This window comes from uncultured Paenalcaligenes sp., from assembly GCF_947630565.1.
GTDB classification, from domain to species: domain Bacteria; phylum Pseudomonadota; class Gammaproteobacteria; order Burkholderiales; family Burkholderiaceae_B; genus Paenalcaligenes; species Paenalcaligenes faecalis.
The window spans coordinates 1-26,549 of record NZ_CANRIC010000012.1 but is presented as its reverse complement, the minus strand read 5'-3'; the positions used below and the strand labels follow the sequence as shown (position 1 = coordinate 26,549).

The 26,549-nt window shown below is 46.1% G+C and carries 29 protein-coding genes; 13 read left to right on the top strand and 16 right to left on the bottom strand.

Annotated features, from left to right (window positions below):
- On the bottom strand, window positions 1–951 hold the full coding sequence (locus Q0Z62_RS04170) for a phosphate acetyltransferase (protein WP_298051252.1): 951 nt from the start codon (window positions 949–951) through the stop codon (window positions 1–3).
- A gap of 262 nt (window positions 952–1,213) precedes the next feature.
- Here Q0Z62_RS04170 and Q0Z62_RS04165 point away from each other — a divergent pair, with 262 nt between their 5' ends.
- The 3 genes from Q0Z62_RS04165 (at window position 1,214) to pyrF (ending at window position 4,149) form a co-directional block, all read left to right on the top strand.
- A complete protein-coding gene (locus Q0Z62_RS04165) occupies window positions 1,214–1,501 on the top strand; it encodes a co-chaperone GroES (RefSeq protein WP_298051211.1) in 288 nt (95 codons plus the stop codon).
- 49 nt (window positions 1,502–1,550) lie between these two features.
- Window positions 1,551–3,203, top strand: coding sequence for a chaperonin GroEL (gene groL, locus Q0Z62_RS04160; RefSeq protein ID WP_298051207.1), 1,653 nt, complete (start codon window positions 1,551–1,553; stop codon window positions 3,201–3,203).
- A gap of 130 nt (window positions 3,204–3,333) precedes the next feature.
- Window positions 3,334–4,149 (top strand): orotidine-5'-phosphate decarboxylase, encoded by an 816-nt coding sequence (gene pyrF, locus Q0Z62_RS04155; protein WP_298051204.1) that lies wholly within the window; start codon window positions 3,334–3,336, stop codon window positions 4,147–4,149.
- Here the strand turns inward: pyrF and Q0Z62_RS04150 are convergent.
- The 6 genes from Q0Z62_RS04150 to ribBA are packed head-to-tail and all read right to left on the bottom strand — an operon-like array spanning window position 4,146 to window position 8,404.
- Window positions 4,146–4,733 (bottom strand): CinA family protein, encoded by a 588-nt coding sequence (locus Q0Z62_RS04150; RefSeq protein ID WP_298051200.1) that lies wholly within the window; start codon window positions 4,731–4,733, stop codon window positions 4,146–4,148. The two genes, pyrF and Q0Z62_RS04150, sit on opposite strands and share 4 nt — an antisense overlap.
- 11 nt (window positions 4,734–4,744) lie before the next feature.
- A complete protein-coding gene (locus Q0Z62_RS04145) occupies window positions 4,745–5,233 on the bottom strand; it encodes a phosphatidylglycerophosphatase A (protein WP_298051197.1) in 489 nt (162 codons plus the stop codon).
- Entirely contained in the window at window positions 5,230–6,213 is a 984-nt protein-coding gene (gene thiL, locus Q0Z62_RS04140; protein ID WP_298051194.1) for a thiamine-phosphate kinase, read from the bottom strand. The genes Q0Z62_RS04145 and thiL overlap by 4 nt, the downstream gene beginning before the upstream one ends.
- Before the next feature lie 13 nt (window positions 6,214–6,226).
- On the bottom strand, window positions 6,227–6,733 hold the full coding sequence (gene nusB / locus Q0Z62_RS04135; RefSeq protein ID WP_269901333.1) for a transcription antitermination factor NusB: 507 nt from the start codon (window positions 6,731–6,733) through the stop codon (window positions 6,227–6,229).
- Window positions 6,723–7,232 carry a 6,7-dimethyl-8-ribityllumazine synthase gene (gene ribH / locus Q0Z62_RS04130; protein WP_269901332.1) on the bottom strand — a complete coding sequence of 170 codons (510 nt, stop codon included), beginning with the start codon at window positions 7,230–7,232 and terminating at the stop codon, window positions 6,723–6,725. The genes nusB and ribH overlap by 11 nt, the downstream gene beginning before the upstream one ends.
- 20 nt (window positions 7,233–7,252) lie before the next feature.
- Window positions 7,253–8,404: a bifunctional 3,4-dihydroxy-2-butanone-4-phosphate synthase/GTP cyclohydrolase II gene (gene ribBA / locus Q0Z62_RS04125; protein WP_269901331.1), complete on the bottom strand. Its 1,152-nt coding sequence runs from the start codon at window positions 8,402–8,404 to the stop codon at window positions 7,253–7,255.
- Between the two features lie 116 nt (window positions 8,405–8,520).
- On the opposite strand from ribBA, the gene Q0Z62_RS04120 reads away from it, so the two are divergent.
- Complete coding sequence (locus Q0Z62_RS04120) at window positions 8,521–9,327, top strand: IclR family transcriptional regulator (RefSeq protein ID WP_298051189.1); 807 nt, start codon at window positions 8,521–8,523, stop codon at window positions 9,325–9,327.
- 19 nt (window positions 9,328–9,346) lie between these two features.
- Complete coding sequence (locus Q0Z62_RS04115) at window positions 9,347–10,861, top strand: CYTH and CHAD domain-containing protein (RefSeq protein WP_298051186.1); 1,515 nt, start codon at window positions 9,347–9,349, stop codon at window positions 10,859–10,861.
- Between the two features lie 6 nt (window positions 10,862–10,867).
- Here Q0Z62_RS04115 and ftsY read toward each other — a convergent pair whose 3' ends face one another.
- On the bottom strand, window positions 10,868–12,235 hold the full coding sequence (ftsY, locus tag Q0Z62_RS04110) for a signal recognition particle-docking protein FtsY (RefSeq protein ID WP_298051183.1): 1,368 nt from the start codon (window positions 12,233–12,235) through the stop codon (window positions 10,868–10,870).
- A 48-nt stretch (window positions 12,236–12,283) separates the two neighbouring features.
- Between ftsY and rsmD the strand changes: the two genes are divergently transcribed.
- From rsmD to Q0Z62_RS04095, 3 genes are all read left to right on the top strand, one after another.
- Entirely contained in the window at window positions 12,284–12,883 is a 600-nt protein-coding gene (gene rsmD, locus Q0Z62_RS04105) for a 16S rRNA (guanine(966)-N(2))-methyltransferase RsmD (protein WP_298051180.1), read from the top strand.
- A gap of 54 nt (window positions 12,884–12,937) precedes the next feature.
- Entirely contained in the window at window positions 12,938–13,441 is a 504-nt protein-coding gene (gene coaD, locus Q0Z62_RS04100) for a pantetheine-phosphate adenylyltransferase (RefSeq protein ID WP_269901326.1), read from the top strand.
- A 70-nt stretch (window positions 13,442–13,511) separates the two neighbouring features.
- Complete coding sequence (locus Q0Z62_RS04095) at window positions 13,512–13,763, top strand: YfhL family 4Fe-4S dicluster ferredoxin (protein WP_298051177.1); 252 nt, start codon at window positions 13,512–13,514, stop codon at window positions 13,761–13,763.
- Here Q0Z62_RS04095 and Q0Z62_RS04090 read toward each other — a convergent pair.
- A complete protein-coding gene (locus Q0Z62_RS04090; RefSeq protein WP_269901324.1) occupies window positions 13,760–14,131 on the bottom strand; it encodes an MOSC N-terminal beta barrel domain-containing protein in 372 nt (123 codons plus the stop codon). The two genes, Q0Z62_RS04095 and Q0Z62_RS04090, sit on opposite strands and share 4 nt — an antisense overlap.
- Window positions 14,131–16,671, bottom strand: a complete 2,541-nt coding sequence (locus Q0Z62_RS04085) for an AsmA family protein (protein ID WP_298051173.1) — start codon at window positions 16,669–16,671, stop codon at window positions 14,131–14,133. The genes Q0Z62_RS04090 and Q0Z62_RS04085 overlap by 1 nt, the downstream gene beginning before the upstream one ends.
- Window positions 16,672–16,838: 167 nt before the next feature.
- On the opposite strand from Q0Z62_RS04085, the gene Q0Z62_RS04080 reads away from it, so the two are divergent.
- Window positions 16,839–18,116, top strand: coding sequence for a bifunctional O-acetylhomoserine aminocarboxypropyltransferase/cysteine synthase (locus tag Q0Z62_RS04080; RefSeq protein ID WP_298051170.1), 1,278 nt, complete (start codon window positions 16,839–16,841; stop codon window positions 18,114–18,116).
- A gap of 199 nt (window positions 18,117–18,315) precedes the next feature.
- Window positions 18,316–19,044: a flagellar brake protein gene (locus Q0Z62_RS04075; protein ID WP_298051168.1), complete on the top strand. Its 729-nt coding sequence runs from the start codon at window positions 18,316–18,318 to the stop codon at window positions 19,042–19,044.
- Window positions 19,045–19,093: 49 nt separating this feature from the next.
- On the opposite strand, the gene Q0Z62_RS04070 is transcribed toward Q0Z62_RS04075, so the two are convergent.
- Window positions 19,094–19,519, bottom strand: coding sequence for a YidB family protein (locus tag Q0Z62_RS04070; RefSeq protein ID WP_298051165.1), 426 nt, complete (start codon window positions 19,517–19,519; stop codon window positions 19,094–19,096).
- Window positions 19,520–19,683: 164 nt separating this feature from the next.
- Here Q0Z62_RS04070 and Q0Z62_RS04065 point away from each other — a divergent pair, with 164 nt between their 5' ends.
- Complete coding sequence (locus Q0Z62_RS04065; RefSeq protein ID WP_298051162.1) at window positions 19,684–20,424, top strand: flagellar brake protein; 741 nt, start codon at window positions 19,684–19,686, stop codon at window positions 20,422–20,424.
- A 7-nt stretch (window positions 20,425–20,431) separates the two neighbouring features.
- Here the strand turns inward: Q0Z62_RS04065 and Q0Z62_RS04060 are convergent, their stop codons facing one another.
- Together Q0Z62_RS04060 and Q0Z62_RS04055 are read right to left on the bottom strand one after the other, a co-directional pair.
- Window positions 20,432–22,075, bottom strand: a complete 1,644-nt coding sequence (locus Q0Z62_RS04060; RefSeq protein WP_298051159.1) for an AarF/UbiB family protein — start codon at window positions 22,073–22,075, stop codon at window positions 20,432–20,434.
- Window positions 22,076–22,172: 97 nt separating this feature from the next.
- Window positions 22,173–22,679: a hypothetical protein gene (locus Q0Z62_RS04055; protein ID WP_269901316.1), complete on the bottom strand. Its 507-nt coding sequence runs from the start codon at window positions 22,677–22,679 to the stop codon at window positions 22,173–22,175.
- Window positions 22,680–22,775: 96 nt separating this feature from the next.
- On the opposite strand from Q0Z62_RS04055, the gene Q0Z62_RS04050 reads away from it, so the two are divergent.
- The gene (locus Q0Z62_RS04050) at window positions 22,776–23,282 is read left to right on the top strand and encodes a methylated-DNA--[protein]-cysteine S-methyltransferase (RefSeq protein ID WP_269901315.1); all 507 of its coding nucleotides are present in this window, start codon (window positions 22,776–22,778) and stop codon (window positions 23,280–23,282) included.
- A gap of 62 nt (window positions 23,283–23,344) precedes the next feature.
- On the opposite strand, the gene Q0Z62_RS04045 is transcribed toward Q0Z62_RS04050, so the two are convergent.
- The 3 genes from Q0Z62_RS04045 to Q0Z62_RS04035 form a co-directional block, all read right to left on the bottom strand.
- A complete protein-coding gene (locus Q0Z62_RS04045) occupies window positions 23,345–23,785 on the bottom strand; it encodes a DUF1641 domain-containing protein (protein ID WP_298051152.1) in 441 nt (146 codons plus the stop codon).
- Between the two features lie 18 nt (window positions 23,786–23,803).
- Entirely contained in the window at window positions 23,804–24,994 is a 1,191-nt protein-coding gene (locus tag Q0Z62_RS04040; RefSeq protein WP_269901313.1) for an FAD/NAD(P)-binding oxidoreductase, read from the bottom strand.
- 82 nt (window positions 24,995–25,076) lie between these two features.
- Window positions 25,077–25,673, bottom strand: coding sequence for a TetR/AcrR family transcriptional regulator (locus Q0Z62_RS04035; RefSeq protein ID WP_269901312.1), 597 nt, complete (start codon window positions 25,671–25,673; stop codon window positions 25,077–25,079).
- A 494-nt stretch (window positions 25,674–26,167) separates the two neighbouring features.
- Here Q0Z62_RS04035 and Q0Z62_RS04030 point away from each other — a divergent pair, with 494 nt between their 5' ends.
- A complete protein-coding gene (locus tag Q0Z62_RS04030; protein ID WP_269901311.1) occupies window positions 26,168–26,479 on the top strand; it encodes a hypothetical protein in 312 nt (103 codons plus the stop codon).
- Window positions 26,480–26,549: the final 70 nt, after the last annotated feature.

The following is a 26,549-nucleotide window of genomic DNA, read 5'->3' as shown; positions in this document are numbered from 1 at the left end:
TTATTCCCCTGCCGCTGCAGCCAAAATGGCGTTTTTTTTCATGAGTGCATCCGCATAAACAGCAGCTACGGCACACGAGGCCAATCGCGCTGTCGCAGAGTCGGCACGGCTAGTTAGAATAATAGGTACTCGGGCACCTAAAACAATACCTGCGGCCTCAGCACCTGATAAAAAAGTGAGGTTTTTTGCCAGCATATTACCGGCTTCTAGATCGGGAGCCACCAAAATCTGAGCCCGTCCTGCTACTTCAGATTTAATCCCTTTAATACGAGCGGCCTCTAAGCTAATCGCATTATCCATTGCTAAGGGCCCGTCAATAATGACATCTGTAATTTGCCCTCGATCGGCCATCTTACATAATGCCGCAGCCTCTAGTGTGCTTGGGATTTTTTCAGTCACGGACTCTACGGCGGATAAAATGGCAACGCGTGGAATACCTAGGCCTAAGCCAACGTGTAAATCTGCCGCATTTTGCACAATATCGACCTTAGTCGTTAAGTTAGGCACAATGTTAATCGCTGCATCTGTGATAAAAAGCAGCTCATCGTAACTAGGCACATCCGTAATAAACACATGACTGACACGACGCTCAGTGCGTAGCCCTTTACCCTCTACCGTCATCACAGCATGCATTAGCTCATCTGTATGCAAACTGCCTTTCATCAATAACTGAGCATTACCACGTAATACCTGTAATACGGCTGTCTCGGCAGACGCATGACTATGTGCTGTATTGATAATTTGAATACCGTCTAGGTCGTAGCCATGTTCTGCTGCTACGGCCTCGATGCGTACCTTAGGTCCAACAAGAATGGGAGTGAACAAGCCCAGTTTTGCGGCCTCAAGGGCGCAACCTAAAGAGACCTCATCGCATGGATGCGCAACAGCACATACACGACGCGGTTCTTGCTGTTGCGCGCGCTCTATTAACTGAGCAAATGAAGCGGGTATTTGTGACACAATGACTCCTTGTAGTAAAAGCAGTGCAACGATGCAACCACTTACATTTTAAGGGTTAGCACTATACTTTGCTATGTCAAAGCTCAATTAAAGCGAATTAAAAGCGATTAAAAACAATTTGTTGTGTCAGCGCCCCTTGAAATTACAAAAGTCGCCCTTATATAATTAGCACTCAGAGGGGTAGAGTGCTAACACCTCCCCTAACTCAACGAATTTATCTTGACCAACTTGTTTTTGAACAGGAGTTCATCTTATGAAATTGCGTCCTTTAGGCGACCGTGTGATCGTCAAACGTTTGGACAATGAGCGTCAAACTGCCTCTGGTATTTTTATCCCTGAAAGCGCTGCTGAAAAACCTGATCAAGGTACAGTAGTAGCGGTTGGCCCAGGCAAGCGTTCCGATGACGGCACCGTTCTACCTTTAGACCTAAAAGTTGGCGACAAAGTATTGTTCGGCAAATATGCCGGTCAGAGCGTCAAAGTAGACGGCGATGAAGTACTTGTGATTCGCGAAGAAGAAATCCTCGCTGTTTTCGAGTAATACAGTCTTATCCACATATTAACGCTACTGAATTAAGGAATTACCTATCATGGCTGCAAAACAAGTATATTTTGGTGATGATGCTCGTACACGCATTGTACGTGGTGTAAACATTCTAGCTAACGCTGTTAAAACAACAATGGGCCCCAAAGGTCGTAACGTTGTTTTAGATCGCTCTTTCGGTGCTCCTACCGTAACCAAAGACGGTGTATCCGTAGCTAAAGAAATCGAACTTAAAGACAAGTTCGAAAACATTGGTGCTCAACTCGTTAAAGAAGTGGCTTCCAGAACTTCTGATAACGCTGGTGATGGTACAACAACTGCAACCGTTCTAGCTCAAGCTATCGTCGAAGAAGGCTTGAAATACGTTGCCGCTGGCATCAACCCAATGGATCTAAAACGTGGTATCGACAAAGCAGTGGCTGTAGTAGTTGATGAGCTACGCACACTATCCCGTCCTTGCACCACCACAAAAGAAATCGCTCAAGTTGGCTCTATCTCTGCTAACAGCGATGCCTCCATTGGTCAGATTATTGCTGACGCCATGGACAAAGTAGGCAAAGAGGGTGTGATTACTGTCGAAGACGGTAAATCCCTGGACAACGAATTAGACGTTGTTGAAGGTATGCAGTTTGACCGTGGTTACTTATCCCCTTACTTCATCACAAACACAGAAAAACAAGTTGCGGTTCTAGAGAACCCGTACATCTTGATTTTCGACAAAAAAATCAGCAACATCCGTGACTTGCTACCTATCCTAGAGCAAGTAGCTAAAGACGGTCGTCCTTTGTTGATCATTGCTGAAGACGTTGAAGGCGAAGCCCTTGCTACCCTAGTTGTAAACAACATCCGCGGTATCCTAAAAGCCACTGCTGTTAAAGCTCCTGGTTTTGGCGATCGTCGTAAAGCCATGTTGGAAGATATCGCTATCCTAACAAACGGTACAGTGATTTCCGAAGAAACAGGCATGTCTTTAGAAAATGCTGACGTAACCCACTTAGGTCAAGCTGTTCGCGTCGAAGTAGGCAAAGAAAACACCATCATTATTGATGGTAGCGGTGATAATGTTTCTATCGAAGCTCGCGTTAAACAAATTCGCGCTCAAATCGAAGAAGCCACCTCTGACTACGACCGTGAAAAACTGCAAGAGCGTGTAGCTAAACTAGCTGGCGGTGTTGCTGTAATTCGCGTTGGTGCAGCTACTGAAGTTGAAATGAAAGAGAAAAAAGCACGCGTAGAAGATGCGCTACACGCAACTCGTGCTGCTGTAGAAGAAGGGATCGTTCCTGGCGGTGGCGTAGCACTAATCCGTGCTCGTAAAGCCGTTGCTTCTCTAACTGCAGATAACATCGACCAAGAAGCAGGTATCAAGCTTGTTCTACGTGCTATCGAAGCCCCTCTACGCACTATCGTCAGCAACGCTGGCGAAGAAGCCAGTGTTGTAGTTAACGAAGTCGCCCAAGGCGAAGGTAACTACGGTTACAACGCTGCGACTGGCGAATACGGTGACTTAGTAGAGCAAGGTGTTCTAGACCCAACTAAAGTAACCCGCACAGCACTACAAAATGCCGCCTCTGTTGCTAGCTTATTGCTAACAACCGAAGTTGCAGTTGCTGAAATTGCCGAAGACAAACCTGAAGGCGGTATGCCTGATATGGGTGGTATGGGCGGCATGGGTGGTATGGGCGGTATGGGTTTCTAAGAACCTAACCGACCAGCGCTGTGTTAATACCACAGCGCAAAAATGACGCGCATTAGCCCCTGCTTTTTTGCAGGGGCTTTTTCGTGGGCGCACGTATAATAGGTACTATCGATTATTTTTAATGCTTATTATGAAATTTATAGACCAACTTCATCACGCTTGGGTAGATCAAAACTCGCTCTTAACCCTAGGGTTAGACCCTGACATCAGTCGCTTTCCTAATGAGCTAAAGGGCTCTACCCAACCCATTTATGATTTCTGCACGGGCATTGTGGATGCATGTGCCCCCTATGTCAGCGCATTTAAACCTCAAATTGCTTATTTTGCTGCCCTTAGGGCCGAGGATCAGCTTGAGCGTATCTGCACCTATATCAAGCAGCACTACCCTGCACTACCTATCATCTTGGACGCTAAGCGTGGTGATATTGGATCTACAGCTCGTCAATATGCCATTGAAGCTTTTGATCGCTATGGTGCCGACGCGGTGACAGTTAACCCCTACATGGGGATGGACTCCATAGAGCCCTATTTTGAGTGGCCTGAAAAAGGCGTCATTATTCTCTGCCGCACATCTAACCCAGGTGGTTCTGACTTGCAATTTATGCCACTACAAAATGGCACCCCGCTTTATTTGCATGTTGCAAAACTGGTCTCAGAGAAATGGAATACCTATGGTCAATGTGGCCTAGTAGTAGGTGCTACTTTTCCTGAAGAAATTGCAAAAGTACGTGCTGTAGTCGGCGATATGCCACTACTTGTTCCCGGTATCGGGGCCCAAGGGGGCGATATTCCGGCGACGGTTCGTGCCGGTTTAAATAGTATTGGCACAGGCATGATGATTAACTCATCACGAGCCATTCTTTATGCGAGCAACGGTACAGATTGGCAAGAGGCTGCTGCACGTGTCGCCAAGGAAACCCGTGATGCGATTAATGCCGCCCGTTAATCATTAAACAACCCTGAGTTAATGGGTATGGATTGCTCTGCCGTATCCTCTATAGTGGGCTGCGGCGGGGCCAAATTAGGCTCAATTAAATCCAGTGCGTGCTGCAAGGCAAACAATACGGCCTGTTCGCGAACGGCGTGGCGACTGCCCTGAAAAACCTCTGTAAACGCATGTGTGACCATGCCATCGCCAACCCTACGTGCCAACCCAAAGCAAACCATGCCGACTGGCTTCCCCGGTGTAGCCCCTGTCGGCCCCGCAATACCAGTGGTCGAAATCGCAATATCTGATGCTGCACTTTTAGTAAGTACCCCCATTGCCATTTCCATCGCTGTTTGTTCGCTGACGGCACCAAATCGGTCTAAGGTTTCCGCATTTACGAGCAAGTCTTGCTGTTTAGCCTCGTTGGTATAGGTAATATAACCACGCTCAAACCATTGGCTTGATCCACTAATTGCTGTAATTGCTGCACCAAGCAACCCGCCGGTACACGATTCAGCGCAAGACAAGACCAGTTGGTGCCTCAGTAGCGCAGTGCCCAGTTTTTGGGCTGCGATTTCGGCAGAGTTATAAGTGGGCTCCATAACAACACCTCTTAGATAAAGTAAGCCACTGCATATAAGACGGCTAGACTATAAAGAGCCGCAAGAATGTCATCTAGCATGACACCAAAGCCGCCGCTTAACTGTGCATCAAAATAACGAATAGGCATAGGCTTTGTTATATCAAATAACCTAAATAAAGCAAAAGCGAGCACTTGCATCCACCAAGTGTTCATGGGTAATAGCCATAACACGAGCCAAAAAGCAACGGCTTCATCCCATACCATACCACCATGGTCGGATACGCCTATATCATCACCACTACGTTGACAGGCCCATACCCCGATGACGAAGCACACAATCACCGTCGCAATCCAAGGCAAGGTCTGCATCAGAAGCAGCCAAACGCCCCAACCCCATAAGGTTCCCCATGTACCTGGTCCCGGATAAATCAGCCCTGAGCCCATGCCAAAGGCGATAACACGCCAAGGCTTAGCATAAACCCAAGCTAAGCTAGGACGAAGCGTTGTTTTTTTAGTCATAATGTCATTGAGTTAGGGAAGTGGTCAAACCCACCCTGCACAGGAAGTGTCAATGCCTGTTTATTTTCATCCAATACCGTAATCCCCGGACTATCGGTAATGGTCCCGATGCGAGAAAGCATAACCTGATGGGCTGCGGCAGTTTCAAGTAAATAAGCTCGCTCTGCGACAGGTGCAGTAAAACAGAGCTGGAATACGTCTCCACCGCTTAAGACAGCGGATTGGCGCACTGACTCATCTACGCCTTGTAATGCCGAGTGAACGGGTAAAGCCGCCCACTGCAGGGTTGCACCACAATGACTCGCCTTTAAAAGATGAGATAAGTCTTGCAATAGGCCATCTGAAATATCAATAGCGGCATGAGCATGCCCAAGCAAGGCAGGAGCGAAATGGATAGGAGGCTGGGGCCGCTCTAAGAGTGGCCGACTCTGTTCTAATCGCCCCGTATCCATAGGCAAAGTACCAGACAAATAGCGGAGTGCTAAATCAGGCGCACCTAACGACCCACTCACCCAAATATCATCTTCAGGGCGTGCCAAATCACGGCGCAAGGCTTGGACAATAGGGACTTCGCCAAAAACCGTAACCGTTAACACGATTCCATGTGGATTCCGCGTCGTATCGCCCCCGATTAGGGGACAGCCTGATGATTTGGCTAAAGCTAAAAAACCCGCACTAAAATCACGTAGCCAAGGCTCATCGACTGAGGGCACTGCTAGCGCTAATACGCAACCTTTAGGTGTTGCCCCCATTGCGGCTAAATCCGAGATATTCACGGCTAAGGCCTTATGACCTAGCGAATGTGGGTCTACGTCAGGGAAAAAATGACGGCCTTCAATCAGCGTGTCAGTACTGACTGCTAATTGAAAGCCGGGTTGGACTGAGAAAACAGCGCAGTCATCACCTACGCCTATATAGCCCTCTGGAGCAGCTTGATTAAAAAAACGTTGAATCAAACCAAATTCGTTTAGGGCTGACATGGGCGTCTCTGGGTTAGGAGCGTTTTTTAGCGCGTTTTGCCTGATATTTTTTAAACTCTGCGGGACGAACTTGAGCGGCCACACGGTCTAAAACACCGTTTACAAATTTAAAACCATCTGTACCACCAAACGACTTGGCTAGCTCGACGGCTTCGTTGATTGTCGCACGGTAAGGAACCTCGGTGTGGTTGACTAATTCGTATGTACCTAGCAACAAAACCGCATGTTCTATAGGTGATAGTTCTTGAAGACCACGATCCACAAAAGGTTTAAATTGCTCTTGTAAGGGAGAGGCGTCACGCATCACACCGAACAAAATCGTTTTATACCATTCAATATCACAGCTTTCAAAACCATTTTCACCACGGATATGTGCATCAATGGAACCCGATTCTTGGAGGCCATCGGCACCACGAATCAACCATGCATAAATACCCTGCAGAGCAAAACCACGAGCACGGTGACGAGGTGTACCGTCTAGCAATTCGTCCTGTTCAAAATCAACAGAATCAGTTCTCATCGTCAAAATCTTCGTCCTCGTCATCGAAATCTTCATCGCTAGGCTCTAGCAAAGAGAGCAAGTTTGCCATCTCTACAGCAGCTTGAGCACAATCACGACCTTTTTCTGCAGCTCGTGCATGGGCTTGTTCTTCGTTTTCAACCGTTAAAATACCGTTGGCAATGGGTAAACCTGTCCCAATCGAAACACGAGCAATCGCAGAGGCGCTTTCATTGCTAACGACTTCGAAGTGATAGGTTTCGCCACGGACTACGGCACCTAAAGCGATCAATGCATCAAACTCGGTGGTTTCAGCCATTTGAATGATGGTGACACCAACCTCTAGGGCTCCAGGTACAGAAAAAACGGTAATATCTTGGGGATCAACGCCAAGCTTAGTTAACTCTTCGATACATGCGTCTTGTTGGGCTAGACCGATTTCCTCGTTAAAACGAGCACGGACAATACCAATATGTAGGCCTTCGCCGTTTAAATCAGGTTCAACAATATAGGGCTTCATGGGGTGGACTCCAAACAAAATTAGGCGGTGGGTTCGGTCAGGTAGCCCGTCACGGTAAGGGCAAAACCGGTCATACTTGGCATTTTACGTGGGCGGGCTAATAAACGAGCTTGGCCTACATCTAAGTCACGTAAAATTTGTGCGCCTATACCATATGTGCGCAAATCGTAACGGTGTTCTGCAGCGGCAGTTGACGCCGTACCAGCAGGCTGTTCGCTACGTAAATTGAACTGCTCGAAGATCTTTTCCTCGGAACCTTGACAATTTAACATAACCACCACCCCTGATGGGGCTTTAGCAATGGTTTTTAATGCAGCAGGAATACTCCAGCTGTGATCATCGCTGTCTGCACACAACATATCTATGACCGTAGTCGGTTCGTGAACACGCACTAAGGTTTCTGTGTCTGCTGTGATATTGCCATGCACCAGTGCTAAATGAGGAGCCCCCGAGGCTAAATCTTTGTAGCCAATGGCACGGAATGCCCCCCAAGGGGTTTGCATATTTTGGTCGAACAAACGCTCAACCATGGACTCATGCGCACTACGATATTGAATTAAGTCCGCAATCGTACCAATTTTTAAATTATGTTGCTGAGCAAATTCGATCAACTGTGGCAAGCGAGCCATCGTGCCATCTGGATTTAAAATCTCACAGATCACAGCGGCTGGTGTTAAACCTGCCATCCGAGTTAAATCACAACCTGCCTCGGTGTGCCCAGCTCGAATCAATACCCCGCCATTTTCTGCCTTTAAGGGGAAAATGTGCCCGGGCTGCACTAAATCAGTAGGTCGTGCATCACGTGCCACCGCGGCACGCACTGTTTTAGCGCGGTCAGCTGCAGAAATACCGGTTTCCACACCCTCTGCGGCCTCGATGGAGACGGTAAAATTGGTTCCAAATCGCGTACCATTACGTACGGCCATCAATGGCAAATCAAGCTGCTGGCAGCGCTCTTCGGTTAAGGTTAAACAAACCAAGCCACGTCCGTGTGTCACCATAAAATTAATGGCTTCAGGTGTGACGAATTCGGCGGCCATGACCAGATCGCCTTCGTTTTCACGATCCTCTTCGTCGACCAAAATCACCATGCGACCAGCGCGTAGCTCGGCCACAATATCGGTAACAGGAGAAATATCGTATTCGTTATTATCTTGTGTATGCTGACTCATGACTGTCCTGCGTAAATGTATTGCCCCTATTTTAGCCCTTGAAGACGAATTAGGTACAATTTCCCTTTATTTGTATAGTCCATTCTATTAATGCAGTAAAAACCCCACGCTTTCTTATGCCTAATGCCCCTCTATCTATTGAAGCAGGACGCCGTCGAATCCAGTCTGTTGAAACAGGACATCGACTATTAGCTGCGCTAGTTAATGCGGCTCAACCCATGCCCTTAGGCGAATTAGCCGCTGCGGCTGAAATGACGTCAGCCAAAGCTCACCCCTATCTGGTGAGTTTTATTAATGTGGGCGTAGTTCGACAAGATGCAATTAGTGGACATTATGAGTTAGGTCCTTTTGCGATGCAAATGGGCTTAGTTAGCCTACAACGGTCCACTCCTCTACGCATTGCCCAGCCTTTGGTGATTGAAACGGCCAACCAAATAGGACACACTCTCGCTACCGCAGTCCTTGGCTCTCATGGACCAACAATTGTGCATCTCTGTGAGGCCAGTTATCCCGTACACGTCAATATGCGGGCCGGTACAGTGATGTCTATGCGCCATACAGCAACGGGGCATGTGTTTGCGGCTTGGCTCGCCCCTAAGGTCGCAGAGCATTACTTAAAACGAGAATATGCAGACTCTGCCATTTTACGTAGTACACATTTAGACTACGAAGACCCAGACTTTGTGCAATTACTCGAACAGGTACGCCAACAAGGGGCCGCCCAAGCTTTGGGTAATCCCTTACCAGGAGTGGATGCAATTTCCGTGCCTATCTTTGATCACTCCGGTAATATCGTGCTGGCCCTCACGAGTATTGGTCCTAGTGCGGTCTTTGATGTAGGGTTGGATGGTGAGATTGCTCATGCCATCAGCCAATGTGCCAAACGAATATCCTCTGCGTTAGGCTATATGCCTGCTAATTAACTCTCTATTTATAATTAATGTGTTAGAACGAGAACTTAAACTTTATATTCCCCCTAATCAACGGATAGCATTAATCGATGCTATTCACCTGATTGCGAGTCAGCCTCCTATCCATCTGGCGGCCCACTACTTTGACACGCCCCTACGCTGCTTAGCACGTCAATTTGCGGCTTTACGCCTAAGACTTGAGGGGACTCAATGGGTGCAAACATTAAAAATGCGTGGCACAGACGAGTTAAGTAAGCTGGAATACAATCATCTTAGACCGGGGCCTAGTTTAGATTTAAGTGTCTATCAAAACACCGCAGCGGCTGCTCTGTTTGAGCAATTAGCTGCCCCCCTAGAGGTCCGTTATCAAACGGATGTGCAACGTACAATTGCGGTAATCAAACAAGACCAGTCAGAAATAGAAATTGCCTTGGACTTTGGGGTCATTAAGGCTAAAGGCTCTGAATTACCGATCAATGAAATTGAGTTTGAACTCAAAACAGGTCACATGACCGATGTATTTACTGCAGCAAGTAAATGGTTAAAACGGTTTGCCTTAATTATTGAGTTACGCTCTAAATCCGAACGAGGCGACGCGCTGTATGAATACATGCTTCACCAGCCTCGCCCTCTAAAAGGAGCCTCAGCTGCACTCGCTCTGGCCCAACAGCCATATCGCCCAGACCCCATTGGTGAAAGTGATGAGGCTTTGGTTTCTCATTTATACATGACAGGGGCCAACGTATTTCTGGGTCAAGTCATCCGTAATGCAACCTTTTTAGCTGGCGTTGATGAAATAGTCGCACCAAAGGACTTACAAGCCAGCTATTTAACATTGTTGCGTGTAGGCCTACGCCGCTTACGTTCTTGCCGTCAGCTCTTTAAACCTTGGTTAACCTCGTCAGAATTGGCTTTAGATCAAGAGTTGCGGGAGCATTACAAAGAGTTTGGCCTCTGGCGTGATAAAGATATGTTCTGGTTAGAGCTGCAACCTAAGTTAGTGGCGGCAGGTTTACCCGCCGCCAAAAAGCTTGAACCACCTAAAAGCAAGACCTCTTCAGCACAGGCTTTAGCCGCCAGTACAGAGTTTCAACTCGTATTGCTCACGAGTTTGGCTAACTTGGTCTTACTTCAAGCACTCAATCCCTCTGCCTACCAACCCGATCTGCCACAGGCTCAGCTTAGTTCCCGCTTAGCAAACTGGCTCAGTCGTATTCAAAAACTATGCGCTCAATTTGGTCTATTGTCCCCATCTGAGCAACACGACTTACGAAATCAAATTAAACGCCTACGTTATAATTTAGAGATAGTGGGTTATTCAACGGATGATGCTCTGTATGCATTATTAGATAAAGCCCAAGATCAGCTCGGCGACCTCTGTGATATCTATGTGGTTCAAGATTGGTATGAAGAAAATGCTGTCAATAAGGCTCAACGTGCTTTTGCCAATGAATGGCTAAATCAAAAAATAGCAAAATACAGTGCTAAAAGTAAAAAAACGCTGGCTCTGTTACAAGACCAGCGTTTAAAACCAGATCGCCATTAAGGCTTTTTAATCACCCAATAACGCACCAGCAAATTCACTGGCAACAAAGGGCTGCAAGTCATGCATGCCCTCGCCGACCCCAATCCAATAAACAGGAATAGGACGAACTCCGTTACTGCCTGCTGCTACTGCCGCTAAAATCCCACCTTTGGCTGTACCATCTAATTTAGTTACGACCAATCCAGTTAAACCAATCGCCGCGTCAAAGGCTTTGATTTGTGCTAAAGCATTTTGCCCTGTATTGCCGTCCACAACTAATAAACACTCATGTGGAGAGCTTGCGTCCGCTTTAGTAATTGCTCGTTTTACTTTTTTCAACTCTTCCATGAGATTGAGCTGTGTAGGCAGTCGACCTGCGGTATCAACCATGACCACATCTGAGCCTCTTGATTTCCCTGCCGTCACGGCATTAAAGGCAACTGCACCTGGATTTCCGCCCTCTTGAGCAATCACCTGCACATTATTACGGTTTCCCCACTCGACAAGCTGTTCTCGGGCAGCCGCTCGGAACGTATCCCCAGCAGCCAATAAAACACTAGCCCCTTGTTGTTGAAAAGTATGGGCTAATTTACCAATAGAGGTTGTTTTACCCGCCCCATTGACGCCCGCAATCATTAGCACAAGGGGTTTAGCCGCATTCAAAGGAAACGGTTTTTCTAAAGGGCTAAGATGACGAGTTAATGCCTCTTTGAGAGCCTTTTTCACCTGCTCGCCCTCTGTGATTTTCTCTTTGCGCACCTGAGCTCGTAAGTCGGTGAGTAGTGCCTCTGTGGCCTCCACCCCTGCATCCGCCATAATCAACGCAGTTTCTAGTTCCTCAAACAACTCCTCATCAACCTTTACCCCAACAAAGAGCGTTGTTAATGACTGACCTGTTCTAGATAATCCTTTACGTAACCGGGATAACCAAGAGCCTTTCGATGGTTTTTCTTGTGTAGTGCTGCCTTCGGCGATAACCGGAGCCACATCAGGTGCAGCTACAGGTAAAGGCTCTGGAGTCGGGACAGATTCGGGTTCCGGTGCGAGTGCGGGTTCCGGCTCAGGGGTCAGTTCAACCTCTTCTAGCTTGGTCTCTACCTGTACATCCCGTGTAAGCTCAACAAAGATATCCTCTTTAGGCGTCAAATCAGCGGTTTCTAAAAGTGCTTGACGTGATGAGGTGGGCTCTGGCGTTACAGTTAACTCGGGCGCTGGAGTCACGTCTGCTACAGGAGTCGGCTCGGGCGCTAAAGTAGGTGCTGCAGCCTCTGGCTCTGACCCCGTCTCAACGGTTTCATCAAGGGCTTGCTCCCCCTGTTCTAGGCGCTGTTGTTCTTGTTGTTCAAGCAGCTCTTGCTCTTTTTTTGCTTTGCGTCTTTTAAAAAAACTAAACATGGCTTTACACTAAACCTAATTTGTTGAATCACGCACTAAAATGTAGGCATGAAAAAAAATGCAATTCGTATCGTAGGTGGACAATACCGTCGCACCCCTATCCCAGTGGTTGATGCCACCAGTTTGCGTCCCACGCCTGACCGCGTGCGTGAAACACTGTTTAATTGGCTACGCTATTTTTGGGCTGATGATTTCAGCAATAAACGCGTATTAGACCTATTTGCGGGTACTGGAGCCTTAGGCTTTGAGGCCGCCTCTAATGGCGTAGCCTTTGTGCAAATGGTAGAGAAAGATCCTACTGCCATTACTGCTTTACGGGCTTTACGAAATAAACTACAAGCCCATCACGTCCGTATTCATGCAGGCGATGCCATGCATGTTCTAGAGCGTGCCGACCACCCTTTTGACCTTATCTTTTTAGATCCGCCTTTTCATCAAGGCTGGTTAGATAAAATATGGAATCAACTACCCACTATTTTAAGCCCAGATGCCTTAATCTATGTTGAAAGTGAGAGTCCTATCGTATTTCCAGCAAACTTTGCTAGTTTACGCCAACAAAAGGCCGGACATGTGCACTTTCAGCTATTAGAATTTGCCGCAACGGCAAAAACAGATAATAATGCGGACAATGCGCCCGATTCTGCATAGCCTTCTATTTGTGGGCTATTCGCTTAATAACTACCCTTTGTATATGACTAAACTATGATTACTGCTGTTTATCCCGGAACCTTCGACCCCCTTACTCGTGGCCACGAAGACCTAGTCCGCCGTGCCGCTAATCTTTTTGATCGCGTGGTGGTGGCGGTAGCCCATAGCCCCAACAAGCGTCCTTTCTTTAGTGTAGACGAGCGAGTCGAAATCGCTCAAGAGGTCTTAAGCCACTACTCTAATGTCGAAGTCAAAAGTTTTGGGGGATTACTCAAAGATTTTGTACGTGAACAAGAAGCTCGTGTCATTGTGCGCGGTTTACGCGCTGTCTCTGATTTTGAATATGAGTTTCAGATGGCAGGCATGAACCGCCACTTATTGCCCGAGGTAGAAACCTTGTTCATGACACCATCAGATCAATATCAATTTATTTCTGGTACGTTTGTACGCGAAATTGCACTATTGGGTGGGGATGTAGGTAAATTTGTTTTTCCATCAGTAGAACGTTGGTTAACCACCAAAGCCGCCGAGCGCCGTCAGCAACAACCAAAAGCCTAACTTCGCCTTAAAGTCTAAATAGGACTACACTAGGTGTATTATCCCTTTAGGCTTTAAGCGGTTTATTATCATGGCCTTATTTATTACCGAAGAATGCATTAACTGCGATGTCTGCGAACCGCAGTGCCCCAACACAGCCATTTATATGGGCGAAGAGATCTACGAGATCGACCCACATTTATGCACAGAATGCGTAGGGCATCATGACGAGCCTCAGTGCATTGTTTTTTGCCCTGTTGAGTGTATTGAAATACACCCTGATCATCAAGAAAGCCAAGAGCAACTACTGGCAAAATATCATCAGCTAACAGCAAAAAACTAGCGATCTGGGTGACCGGGGTCTTTTTTGACTAACCGACATGGGCGACCTAAAACATGCGTAAACCAAACGGCAGCCACGTCGCCCTCATCAATAGCAGCCATTGTTTGCCCTTGTAAGTTCGTGACTTGGCAACGTACCTCATCATCGTCTTCTAAGACATCCAAAAGCAACTCTAAGCGAAGCATGCCTGGGGCTCGTAGCTGTAATTGCCCCATGTGTAACCGCAACGACACCTGATCTAATGCGGTAGCGTCTTGGGCAGTTAAACAGTGATTATCTGCGCCAACGAGAAACCATTGCTCGTGGTATTTTTCAGCCCCATGGATAGCAGGAGCAAAGCAAATAGGTGTGCTGATTTGTTTTGTCATTATTTGGTTTTCAATAAGTCTTTTAACGTATTACCTAACGATTTCGATGTATCTGTAGTAGGTTGCACGGGCACCGTGGCCTCGATGATAGAGCCTAAGTCTGGTCGCCCTAAAAGCCCCAACAGCCCATTATCTATTGCTTGCTGTACAGCAGGATGATCTAAACGCTGCCATTGCAATCGATAGCGCGGTGCTGCCCACATACCGCTAAATCGTACAAACAAGGGGTGTGAAGTATAAGCCACTAAATCTGCGTACTCAGGGGGCAACGTTTTTTTGATCAAATCAAAACGCAAATCCATATCCATTTGCTTATTCACCACATCCACATAAGAAAATGGCTCTGCTTTCATTTTTAACCCATCGGTCTGCCACTGCAGTTTTTTAAATATACCCTGCCCGTTTTCCAATTGCAGCTGTAACTCTAAATTTTTAAAAGAAGTGGCCTGCTCTGCCGTGTATAGCTCCGTGGGCGCCTGTATTTGCCCACTAAACACATTACGCACAGCCTCATTGGCACTACGTAAATGCTGCCACACATCCCATCCTATCACTTGCCCATCTTTTGCTTTTAGCTGAATCAAACCAGCCAGTGCCGCACGTTGTGCTAACTCGGTACGACCTTGTGTTTTTAGCTTAGCCTCTATATCCCCACGCCCCGTTAACGAAATGTGGGAGTCAGCACTCTGGGAGAGTTTTTGCAAATCAATGTCTTTGAGCTGCACGTTTAATTCAGCCTCAGCTCGGTCGTGCTGCCATAGCCCAGAGCCATTAATCTTGCCATCAAAGAGTTCCGCTGCTAGTTTTTTCAGTGTAATGGCTCGGTCTTTTTGCTCAGCCTCTACCTGTACTTGAGATAGCTTCAGTTGCTGCACCGTCAACTCATCGGCACTCACATTTAGTTGCGTATGCAAGGTACGCCAATCAAAATAATCAGGAAGCATTCTGGCATGGGCCACATTGGCCTTATCTGATTGACGTCGTGACTGAACAGATTTCGTTGATGGTAACCACGGATTCATGTCTAGTTCTTGGGCTTGTACCTCTACGCCGAACTGCCAATGCTGATCATGCTTTACATGAGTGCTTAGCTGCGCATGCGTATTAGCACTTTGCCATAACCCCTGAAACAAGCCGGCCTGCTCAGACCAGCTCCACTCTCCATTGCCGGTGAGCTTTGCATTGGCAGGGTTAGGATTTAACGCCTCATCCTCTAAGAGCAAATGCGCATCAAGATCCTGCCATGATAACCGTAATGCGTCTTGTTGCCATTGCGCTGACGCCGTTGCTCCCAGTTTCCATGCCGTATCTACCGCTTTATTCGCCACATCTATTTGGACCTGACCCAATTGGAGTGAGTCTAATGTGCCACTAAAATCCTTCGCCCGTCCATTTAGGCCAAACATCACTGCACCTTGTTGCTGCTTAAAGGAGGCAGCAACAGGTTCGCCTTGAATTTGCTCAGGATCAATATCCATACGAGGCACATCTAAAGCAAATTCAATCTTATGCTCAGCCTGTCCTTCGGGGACCGGTAGAACACCATTCAATCGGACTTGAAGTTTTTGGGTATTAAAAACACGTAGATTGCGTTTTAGATTAAGTTGAGCGACTTGTAGATTTAACTGTGTTTTATTAACCGTCAGTGACTCGTCTTGCCAGCGACCTTGAGTTAGCAGCTCAATATTGCGAGCACGTAGGTCTTCGGTTAGGGTTAAGAGCTCTAGTCCACCTCGTAAGGTGGCACTGTTTGCCTTATAGGGGCCCACATCACCCACCAAAGATAAATTAATACGCTGTGCCGCGTAGCGCTTTAACTGCGGCTCCAGCTGCACTACGGCCTGCCCTTCGAGGGTCGCATCCGCAGTAGGCCTATCGCCCTGCAATAGTCCTTTAAATATCACATCAAAAGGCTGCCCAAAAGTCATACGCCCAGTATTGAGCTCTACATTTACCAACCGCATTTGCGTTTCAGAGGGCTGATCCGAAAAATGGATTTCGCCCTCTTTAAGATCTAAGCCCGCAATATCAATTTGAAATTCAGCTTGGTTCGCATCAGGAACTAAAGAATGGCTTTGTGCTTGGGCTACAGCAATGGGTAACACATTAAATTGTGTCTGCGTAATGGGTGTCTCATTACCTTTTTGTAATAAATCTGTAAAATTAAACTCACCGTCTTCATCACGCTCTAGCCACACTTTAAAGCCACTGACAGCAACGTGATCGACGACCAAACGATTCCAAATTAGCGGCCAAACCGCCACAGCAAAGCGAGCACTATCCACTGCGGCAAAAGGATCTTCACTGTTTTTTTGGCTTAACGAGACCTGCTCAACGGACAAGCCGATACGAGGGAATAAAGAGAGCTCTATTTCACCATCAATCCGTAGATGTCGCTGATAGCGATCATAAACCATCTGCTCTACTTTATTTTTATATGCATTAGGATTAAAAGTGAGCAAAAAAACTGCACCACCAACTAAAGCCACAATGACAAAAACCACTAAAGCAAAAAGTCCTCGTTTAAACCAGTTTTTCATCTAGGTCTCTAATCTCAAAAACAGATACTATAAATAGATGACATGTTACGGCACCTATATTACAAAAAATTGTAACGATATTGATTTTATTTATGTTTAATGCATAAATAAGCCGTTACGATACCATTATGTGTTACCAACTTATCTAACAAGCGAATACGGATACTATGAAATTTGAAACTCTAGCCATACACGCAGGTTACAGCCCTGACCCTACCACCAAATCTGTTGCGGTTCCTATCTATCAAACCACGTCTTACGCCTTTGACAATACACAACATGGCGCAGATTTATTTGATCTTAAAGTTCCCGGCAACATCTACACCCGTATCATGAACCCCACAAATGCGGTTCTCGAAGAGCGAGTCGCGGCGTTAGAGGGTGGGGTTGGAGCCTTAGCCGTCGCCTCTGGTATGGCCGCCATCACTTATGCTATACAAACCCTTGCCAAAGCTGGTGACAACATTGTGTCGGTAAGTAAGCTTTATGGTGGCACATACAATCTATTTGCTCACACATTTCCTCTGCAGGGCATCACAGTTAAGTTTGCTCCTCATGATGATATTGCCGCCATTGAAGCGCTGATTGATGATAATACACGTGCTGTATTTTGCGAAACCATTGGCAACCCATCCGGCAATATTATCGACCTTGAGGCCCTCTGCGAAGCCGCACATCGTCATGGTGTTCCCGTTATTGTCGATAACACCGTCGCCTCCCCAGCATTATGCCGTCCTTTTGAGCATGGTGCTGATATTGTGGTGCATTCTTTAACAAAATACATGGGTGGACACGGCACAACGATTGCGGGTGCTATTGTAGACTCAGGTAAGTTTGATTGGGTAAAACACAAAGCACGTTTTCCCATCCTAAACAATCCAGACCCCTCTTATCATGGCGTGGTCTATACCGAAGCCTTTGGTCCTGCTGCTTTTATCGGTCGCTGTCGTGTGGTGCCTTTACGTAATACGGGTGCGGCACTATCTCCATTTAATGCTTTCCAAATTTTACAAGGCATAGAGACATTAGCCTTACGTATGGAGCGCCATACAGAGAATGCACAAAAAGTGGCCGAATTCCTAGAGAACCATCCTCAGGTAAGTTGGGTTAACTATGCCGGTCTACCTACGAATCCTGAGCATGGATTGGCTCAGAAATACTTTGGTGGTAAACCTGCTGCGATTTTAAGTTTTGGCATTAAAGGGGGCCGTGATGCCGGTGCTAAGTTCATTGATGCCTTAAACTTAATCTTACGTTTGGTGAATATTGGTGATACCAAATCCTTAGCGTGTCATCCCGCCACCACTACGCATCGTCAACTAAACGAAGCCGAGCTAAAACAGGCAGGTGTCAGCGCAGATATGGTGCGCTTATCATTAGGCATTGAACACATTGATGACATATTAGCTGACTTAACCCAAGCCTTAAACGCCAGTAAAATCTAGGTTTTTATGTCTTAAAGCCAGTTAAATAACTCAGGGCCTCCCTAGTATCAGTAGGCCCTGAGTTTTTCTTGTCTGTAAATACGAAAAATCACTGTAATTAAGTATTGTTATTCTAGGTCGCTTTCACCTAGAATTTTGGCAATCTATAACAAAACCTACTTATAGATTCTTACTATATAGAATAATAACCATAATAACCATGACACATACACAGAGTGATTACGACCCACACACCACCTTTGACACCGATCTGATAGATCAAACCCTAGCCTCTATCCATGAGCTATCTTTAGGTGTACGTCTCCATGCCGATAACTCTGAGCTGTTAAATGCGCATGTGTTAGACATTAATTTCGATGAGAACTGGATTTTTTTATCTTATCCTCAGGCTCAGTCAGAACAACTGGGTTCTCTCGAATCAAATCAGCTTACGATCTCTATTATTATTGATTCTAATTATGTTGAGATGCAGCTTGAAGATGTCATAACCACCAGCTATAAAGGGATTCCAGCATTAAAGGCCGCATTGCCTGACCATATGCTTAAAATTCAGCGCCGCAATAGCTTTCGTATTCAGCCTCCGCCGCATCAAGCCCCTGTCTGTACAATCCCCTTAGATCAACCTGTAGAACTGGCTCTTTTTGATATCAGTGCCAGTGGCCTTTCTTTAATAGATCCGTCTTTAGCGCTGTCTTTTGAAAAAGATGCGTTATTAACGGGTTGTATTTTACATTTATCCGATATTGATAAAATTGAAATTAATTTACATGTAGTGCGCCATCATCTTCAAGAGTTAGCCACGAATAAAAAAGTACAACGCATTGGCTGTGCCTTTGTGGACCTAAGCCGAGCCCAACAGCAACGTATTGATTTTTATATTAATCAGCAACAACGTTTATTAATAGCTAAAGAAAGAGGGCTAATGTAAAAATCAAAGCAGCACAAAATACCCTGATTCTGTGCTGCATCATCACGCATTATTTTTTAGCTAACATGCCTAATACAGAGCTTAGGATAGCATTAGTATCTAACTGAGCCGGAGCCGTGCCATTTCCGGTGCCACTAAACACCTTGTCTACCACCACGGGTAACAAATTAGTTAAATGATTTAATACAGAGCTTTGATTTAAACCACTTTTTTCGGCTAAATCAGATAGCATCCCTGTGCCAAGGACTTGCTCAAGCTGACTGGGCTCAACGGGCAAATTTTGCCCTTGTCCCATCCACGAAGCGACCACTGCACCTAAACCACCTTGTTTAAAAGCATCTACTAGGCCATTAATACCACCAGGGTATTGATTCAACGCTTGTAATAAAGCAGGTAACAAACTGGCTTGTTCTTTTTGATCCTTACCTAACGCCATTGAGGCGGCTGCAGATAACACTGAATTCAATAAACTCATAACAAATTCCGTAATGTGATAGTCCTATTTATTAGGGCTACATTGCTGTTAATTTTACAACGATTAACCTATGTTATCGCGTTACATACAGGATTATCAGTAAAGGTCTAAATATTTTGGCATAATACCATCTCATACAGTTACTTATTTTATGGTGTTTTTGCATGTCGGCTGCATCAGATCAAAATACATACGATCCTTATCGGATTGACTCCCCTCAGGAAATTGACCAACTCTTGCTACAAATCATTAAGCAAGGTGTTTTGTTACGTATGCACAATGGCAATATCAACAATGCCGTCATTACGACATTGGTTGATATTGACTTCGACACCAACTCTCTCATCATTGATAGTGCAGCTCAACAAACCATTAACGAGCAACTCATCAACAGTGAGCGTGCTTTTTTTGAAGCCCTAGTCAATCAAGTCTCCATTGAGTTTCAAGTCCAACCTCTCAGTGCAACCACCCACGACGGGCGTGCGGCGCTAATGGGGCCTATCCCTCTGTTTTTGCGTAGAATCCAACGCCGAGACAGCTTTAGAATTCGTCCTAAAGGCAGCACAGCTGCCTCATGCACACTAAATACCAAAACAACACCTGTAACTTTGCCTGTGTTTGACATTAGTTCAGGTGGAGTAGCCATATCTGATGAACTATCGGTATTAAATGCCTACAAAGGTCGTATTTTTCCTGACTGCTTATTGACTCTACCAGGAGTCGGTGAGGTTACTGTTGACCTCCAAGTCGTACGACAGCAAACTCAGACCTTAGCCTCTGGCAAAAAACTTGAACGTTTTGGTTGTTCTTTTTTCAACATTAAAGCCCCCGAACAAATCCGCATTCAAAACTATATTAATCAAGAAGAACGCTCTCAGATTGCGCGTGATCGTGGCTTGGCTTAAATGACATTCACTTTGGCTTAAACAACCAGTACAACAATAAGGCGCAACCTATAAGGGTTGCGCTTAGCCCAATCCATGCAAACAACGGGACGCCCAACAAAAGGGGGCCCAAGTCAAATAACCGGGGTGCTAAGCCCAGCGCAAAAGCGGCCGTAACCAAAGCCACACATAAACGGACTGCGGATTTTTCTAGAGATTGCGCCACCTTATCCAAATGACGCAACTCCATATCTACGCCTATACGACCATGTCGTAAACGATGCAATAGTAAACGGATAGCACCAGGTGTATCAGCAGCTAGATCGTAAAACTCCGCAGCCAAATACGTTGCACGCTGCTTCATGGCAGACACATCGTAATGCTGCTTGATTTCTGCGATGACCATAGGCTCAGCCAAGCGCACCAAATCCAACTGCGGGTCAACCCGTCGCAATACCCCTTCTGCAGTAATGAAGGTTTTAAAAAGCAGACTCAAATCAGCGGGTAAGGTGATTTTCTGTTGTCTAGCCAACGCCATGAAGTCAGTCAACGCACGACCAATTTGCAAGCGCCCTGTACTATGCTGAGCAAGGAATCGCTCTACAGCCATATCTAAATGTACGGGGTCAGCATCGTATTGATCCGACCACGAGAGCAACATCGCGGCCACACCATCACCACGTCCCTCGGTTAATGCTCTCAGTAGAATCAACAGCTGCCCTTTGCGACGCTCAGACAGGCGTCCGACCATCCCAAAATCAATAAAACCGACTCGATTGCCTGCCATTGCCAGTAAATTCCCAGGATGGGGGTCAGCGTGAAATAACCCATCTTGAAGAATCATTTTCAATATAGCTAAAGCACCCCGCTTTGCTAAAAGATGAAGGTCTAAGCCTTTACCTATCAATTCGGCCGCATGTGTCGGATTCGTTCCATGCATAAATTCTTGGACTATGACTCGCTCGCTGGTCCATTGCCAATAAATCGTAGGAAATACAATGTCAGGATAATCAACAAATGCCGCCGCAACTTGATCACAATTATGACCTTCTCGAGCAAAATCCAACTCATCTCGCATAGCGCTCGCCAAATAGCTCACCATCTCCTCGGGTTTAAAGCGAGCCCAGTCCGTACTATTTTGTGCGAGTAAATGAGCCAAATGACTCAGCAACCGCAGGTCTGCTTCGATGGTGGAACTCAAGTTAGGTCGGCGTACTTTCAGCACCACCTCCGTACCATCATATAATCTAGCGCTATACACCTGAGCCATAGAAGCCGCAGCAATCGGTTCAGGATTAAAGTCTAAAAATAGCTGTGTGGGGTCGGCACCTAGGTCTTCAATAAGCTGGGGAGCAATTTGCGCCCATGGCACCGCAGTGACATGGTTATGAAGTTTCTCTAGTTCAGCTGTCCACTCTGGAGCTAATAAATCATGCCGAGTGGCTAAGATTTGCCCTAATTTGACATAAGTCGGGCCCAGAGCCTCTATCGCCTGACGGAGTCGCTCGGGCATAGAAAGCTCATCAATACGTTGTTGTTTTTGTGTGCGAGGTAGCAGTTTTCGCAGTCCTAATTGATCCACTAGGCCATCTACACCAAAACTGATTAAAACACCTGCAATCTCAATGAGCCGAGCTCGGTCTCGTGCTGCCACAATCGCTGTTTCAAGCATGTATTCCCCATCTATTTGACTTAGGTTTCTACATCCTATAGTGCCATGACGTACATAGCACCCTAAAAATAAAGCAGCCTAGGCTGCTTTATTTTTATTATTCGTAATGCTCTTCGACAATACTGGCAAAAGCTTGTTCTGCGCTCATGCCAGACCTCATCATGGCACTAATATCATCGGCATAGTACTGAATATCATCTGGCAACCAGTCTCTGTTTTCACGGAAATAGTTGTACTTATCCACCTCAACGGTATCTGGTACAGCGGCTCGGCGTGCACCAGCCCCTGAACTTTTTCGAGCACGAGGAGCAGCAGCTGGAGGGTTTTTCATTGCCTCTTGAACTTGCTCTAGAGTGAACTCAGCAGATAAATCATCGCTTATGTTGCCGTTTTCGTTTAGGCTATGTAAAAGGTGTTTACCATCAAAACCCATCTTGAATCCACGCTGATTAATTACCTGATAAATCGGCATTTTGGCATGGCCTGGAAATTCAAACTGTACGGTTTTGCCGTAAGCCTGCATTTTTTCTACGACTTCTTTTAAGTAGTCTACTGACAACGATGTTAAATTACCGTCCCAACGTTTAGATCGTCTTGTAGTCAAAATATATACACCCAAAAATCTATATCAAATCCGTGCTGTTTTACAGCGGCTAACCATTGTACGCGCTACAGCATTATTTGTAGAAGCTTTTACGTCATGCACCTAGATTATCACTTCATTCCTTCGGCCTTCGGTCTAGTTCTGTTGGCTACACAACACAATCAGTTGTGTTGGCTAAGCATCGGCTCTGAAAAAGAAGCCCTGCTCCTTGATTTACAGCAATCGTACAAAGCGGCGTCCTTAACAGAAAATCCGACACCACACCCTATTTATGCCCATGCCCTCAATCGCTATGTTGAGTCCGGTCAAATTCAGTCCGAACTAGACCTACAACCCAAAGGAACACCATGGCAAAAACGTGTTTGGCGTGAGCTACAAAAAATCCCTGCCGGTACTACGATTAGTTACTCTGATCTGGCCTTACGCTGCGGCAATCCTAAAGCGGCACGAGCCGTTGCTAGCGCGTGTGCCAACAACCCCATTGCCTTATTTATTCCCTGTCATCGCATCATCGGAAAATCAGGGACGTTAAACGGCTACCGATGGGGGGTAAACCTAAAACAACGACTTTTAAATTGGGAGCAAAAAAAAGACCGTGTTTAGGGGGCTAAACACGGTCCAAAAACGCGCTAGGCGTATCTAACAGCGAACTTATTTACAATGAATTAGTCGACATCATAGTCTAAGGGTTGGTAACTATGTTGCTTGCCTATTACCCCGGCAAAAGCTAATAAGAAGGCCAACCCGCGGCGCACTTCGGGCTCTCGGGTCATTCGAATTAGCCCCATCATAGAAGGCGTCTCTTTCATATCCGAAACCTGTGCACTGGCCATGCGGGCCGCATTTCCAGTAGACCAGACTCCACCGACTAGCTCCTCTCCTGCTTTTGCCATTTTTTCAATCATGTAGGCATCAGACATATCGACCAGATCAGCAGCAATAGAAGCTAAGTCAACTAAGCGATTTAATCGTCCACCAGCAATTAAGGGCTCGAGTTTATTGATCAAATCCTGTAAGCCCATCAACGTCGCATCATCATGTAATAACTGATCAATTTGCTGGCTAGCTGATTCTGCGGCAGTCGGGGTTTGTGTATCCTGTGTCATGGCAGTCTCCGTTATCAATTAGATTAAGCCTCGGGCAACAGCCCAATAAGCGCCTCGATTAAACCCTTTACGCATCAACCCACCTATTTTGTTTGGAGGCGTTGGTTTCACGTCCTCGTTGTAGTCATACCAAAGAGGCATACCATTTTCTAAGCCCATCTGAGCAATCGCCACCACACGACCTTCATACGCATCACACGTGCGTCCAAAACGAATTTCTGAAGCGATGTTATTGACAACCACTGGCGACTGGCTATGACAAGAACCTCCGGCTTTACTGACGGGTAAATCCACGGTATCACCCAATACATAGACATTTTTTAAACCAATGACCTGCATGGTTTCATGATCGGTCGGTAACCAGCCTTCGTCATCCGCTGCATTAGAGACCCCTGTATCTCGTACGGCTTTGACAGCACGAATAGGAGGGGTAGCCATCAAAATATCAAAATTTTCCTCTTTGCCCTCTGCGGAATAAGCAATTTTCCGGTCTGGATCAACCCGATCTAGGGTAAAGCCACGCTGATGCTTAATTCCTTTTTGCTCAAAAATAGGCGGTAAAACCTCGCATGTGTCTTTTTGGAGGAATAAGCAATTACGCAATAATTGAGACACGGTTGGGTAGGTGTATACAATCTCGATTTGATCACGCACCCCCCGTTTACGTAACAGCTCGTCTAGCATCAGAGTGGTTTCTATAGGAGCAATCCCACACTGGTGCGGCACATTATGCGTCTTAGGAAACGTTACGGTAATAAAGATGCGGCCTTTTTCGATTGTTTTAAGTTTGTCAGCTAATTGGCGTGCTGGCGCATGCTGATAGAAATGATCGCCCGCCTCTTTAAGGCCCTCTATGCGCTCTGGGGAGGGGATACAACCAGTGGAAATAATTAAATGGTCATAGCCAAATTTTTTGCCGCTTTTGCACTCGACCGATTGACTATTAAAATCAAAATGCGAGACTTCCTCGACCTGAAAATCAATTTCAGGACGTAATAAACTGCGCTGGGGGCGTCGTAATTCGTCTCTAAAAAAGCTATCAAAGGCCACATACATAAAAGCGGGCTTGTAATAGTGCCACGGCGAGTTAGAGAGCAAAGTTACTTTGACCTTGCCTGCTCGAATCTCTGGATACATTTTAGTTATCAAATGATTAGCGGTCATTGTGCCGCCAATACCACCGCCAATAATTAATATATGATGTGCCATTGCTAAACTCCAAAGTTAGAACGAGGGTTCGTTCTTATTTTTTAGCTTTAAAAAGCCCTGTCATAACAGAGCTTTAATTTAGTTAGGCGCCCAGCGTATGCCACGTATGTTGCCACAGTTCATCAAGGTAATCAGACAAAGGCTCTGTAACGACCTCGTCAAGGCGCAAACACATTAAACGAATTGCCGCCCCATACATCAATGCACTCGCAACCATTGGGTCAATAGGCTTGAGTTCGCCACGTTCTACTCCTTGTGCAACAAAACGACGCATTCGTACAAAAGCAGAGGCAGAGCAAATCGATTTTTCAGAGGGCAGAAACTCTTGGTGTCTGGCATGAATAATAAAAGCCATCGCATCTGGCTCGGCCTCTGTGAGCTTAAAAAGCATACAAATAACGGCCTTGCAGCGAGCTTGAGCGCCCTGATTGTCTTGTTCTATACAGTCAAGCAGCAAGTCCATTTGCCCTAATAAATGGTGATAGAGCGCATGGGCAATACCTGTTTTGTCTTTAAAGTGATGATAGGTAAAGCCAACAGACACACCACCTGCAGCGACAATTTCATGTACTGACGTATTAAAATACCCTTTTTGACTGAATAATCGTAATGCTGCCCGCAATACGGAAGCATGTCGAGAACCCATATCTGGGAACAATCTACAAGTTTGATCAAGCATAAGTTATATTAGAACGAGCGTTCGTTCTTAGGCAATAGTTTAACCATAAAATTAGCGATAACCCCTATTAAAAGCGGGAGGGGGTCATGGAGACAAGCACAAAGATACGATGTTTACGCCTAGATTAAAGCGGATTAGCGTCTAGCTTAGGTAAAAAACAACAGTCCTATCATTGATTTAGGCGATGAGATCTCTATTTGCCCTGCAGCATTCACAAATAGAGATAAACCCTATATAATGATGGAGTCATTACTAACCAAAGAGAGGAAACCCTAGTGGATACCGACGAATGTAGTCGATCTAATATCGCGCGTATCGCTTAGCAGGTTCCAGCTTCTTTTGCTGCATCCTGTTAAAGCCAGGATGTAGTTTTACAAATAGCGTTCTGCTATTTGCTTTCTCCTATATCTTATCTATCGGCATCGTGTTGAGGTCAACACTTGTGGTGCGCGCATTTCTATTTTGTTTTCTCCCCTGTTTTTTAGGAGATCACCATGCGCTTCACACAACTACTACGCCGTTTTGGTTGCGGTACTTCTGCACGCACCTTGCGTCCAAGCTTTCGTTTAACGATCGTAGGCTCTAGCAGCAGCCTCCAAAGCATTAAGCAACCGCTATATCAAGACTTACGCACAATTGGTGCTTCCATTACTCGTGCTCAAAGCTCTATGCGACACGAGGATCAATTGGCCTGCACCGAACTCACCATTCACTGTACCGCTGACCGTCCATTAGGTCTAAATAACTTAGCTCTAAAACTGGGTCAAAAAGACGGTATTCGTCGCGTACACGTCGAAGGCAATTAAGTCTTTTTCTCGTTATATGAGGCCGCCTTTCATTAGGCGGCCAGTTTTCCTGTACCCAAAAGTAGATAAA

Coding starts and splice junctions, on each gene's coding strand:
- rsmD (WP_298051180.1), top strand. CDS start 12,284: ATGAAAAAAAATGCAATTCGTATCGTAGGTGGACAATACCGTCGCACC.
- Q0Z62_RS04095 (WP_298051177.1), top strand. CDS start 13,512: ATGGCCTTATTTATTACCGAAGAATGCATTAACTGCGATGTCTGCGAA.
- Q0Z62_RS04150 (WP_298051200.1), bottom strand. CDS start 4,733: ATGGAGCCCACTTATAACTCTGCCGAAATCGCAGCCCAAAAACTGGGC.
- coaD (WP_269901326.1), top strand. CDS start 12,938: ATGATTACTGCTGTTTATCCCGGAACCTTCGACCCCCTTACTCGTGGC.
- ftsY (WP_298051183.1), bottom strand. CDS start 12,235: ATGTTTAGTTTTTTTAAAAGACGCAAAGCAAAAAAAGAGCAAGAGCTG.
- Q0Z62_RS04035 (WP_269901312.1), bottom strand. CDS start 25,673: ATGCTTGATCAAACTTGTAGATTGTTCCCAGATATGGGTTCTCGACAT.
- pyrF (WP_298051204.1), top strand. CDS start 3,334: ATGAAATTTATAGACCAACTTCATCACGCTTGGGTAGATCAAAACTCG.
- Q0Z62_RS04065 (WP_298051162.1), top strand. CDS start 19,684: ATGTCGGCTGCATCAGATCAAAATACATACGATCCTTATCGGATTGAC.
- Q0Z62_RS04165 (WP_298051211.1), top strand. CDS start 1,214: ATGAAATTGCGTCCTTTAGGCGACCGTGTGATCGTCAAACGTTTGGAC.
- thiL (WP_298051194.1), bottom strand. CDS start 6,213: ATGTCAGCCCTAAACGAATTTGGTTTGATTCAACGTTTTTTTAATCAA.
- Q0Z62_RS04045 (WP_298051152.1), bottom strand. CDS start 23,785: ATGACACAGGATACACAAACCCCGACTGCCGCAGAATCAGCTAGCCAG.
- nusB (WP_269901333.1), bottom strand. CDS start 6,733: ATGAGAACTGATTCTGTTGATTTTGAACAGGACGAATTGCTAGACGGT.
- ribH (WP_269901332.1), bottom strand. CDS start 7,232: ATGAAGCCCTATATTGTTGAACCTGATTTAAACGGCGAAGGCCTACAT.
- Q0Z62_RS04120 (WP_298051189.1), top strand. CDS start 8,521: ATGCCTAATGCCCCTCTATCTATTGAAGCAGGACGCCGTCGAATCCAG.
- Q0Z62_RS04090 (WP_269901324.1), bottom strand. CDS start 14,131: ATGACAAAACAAATCAGCACACCTATTTGCTTTGCTCCTGCTATCCAT.
- Q0Z62_RS04060 (WP_298051159.1), bottom strand. CDS start 22,075: ATGCTTGAAACAGCGATTGTGGCAGCACGAGACCGAGCTCGGCTCATT.
- Q0Z62_RS04075 (WP_298051168.1), top strand. CDS start 18,316: ATGACACATACACAGAGTGATTACGACCCACACACCACCTTTGACACC.
- groL (WP_298051207.1), top strand. CDS start 1,551: ATGGCTGCAAAACAAGTATATTTTGGTGATGATGCTCGTACACGCATT.
- Q0Z62_RS04040 (WP_269901313.1), bottom strand. CDS start 24,994: ATGGCACATCATATATTAATTATTGGCGGTGGTATTGGCGGCACAATG.
- Q0Z62_RS04080 (WP_298051170.1), top strand. CDS start 16,839: ATGAAATTTGAAACTCTAGCCATACACGCAGGTTACAGCCCTGACCCT.
- Q0Z62_RS04070 (WP_298051165.1), bottom strand. CDS start 19,519: ATGAGTTTATTGAATTCAGTGTTATCTGCAGCCGCCTCAATGGCGTTA.
- Q0Z62_RS04050 (WP_269901315.1), top strand. CDS start 22,776: ATGCACCTAGATTATCACTTCATTCCTTCGGCCTTCGGTCTAGTTCTG.
- Q0Z62_RS04145 (WP_298051197.1), bottom strand. CDS start 5,233: ATGACTAAAAAAACAACGCTTCGTCCTAGCTTAGCTTGGGTTTATGCT.
- Q0Z62_RS04030 (WP_269901311.1), top strand. CDS start 26,168: ATGCGCTTCACACAACTACTACGCCGTTTTGGTTGCGGTACTTCTGCA.
- Q0Z62_RS04085 (WP_298051173.1), bottom strand. CDS start 16,671: ATGAAAAACTGGTTTAAACGAGGACTTTTTGCTTTAGTGGTTTTTGTC.
- ribBA (WP_269901331.1), bottom strand. CDS start 8,404: ATGAGTCAGCATACACAAGATAATAACGAATACGATATTTCTCCTGTT.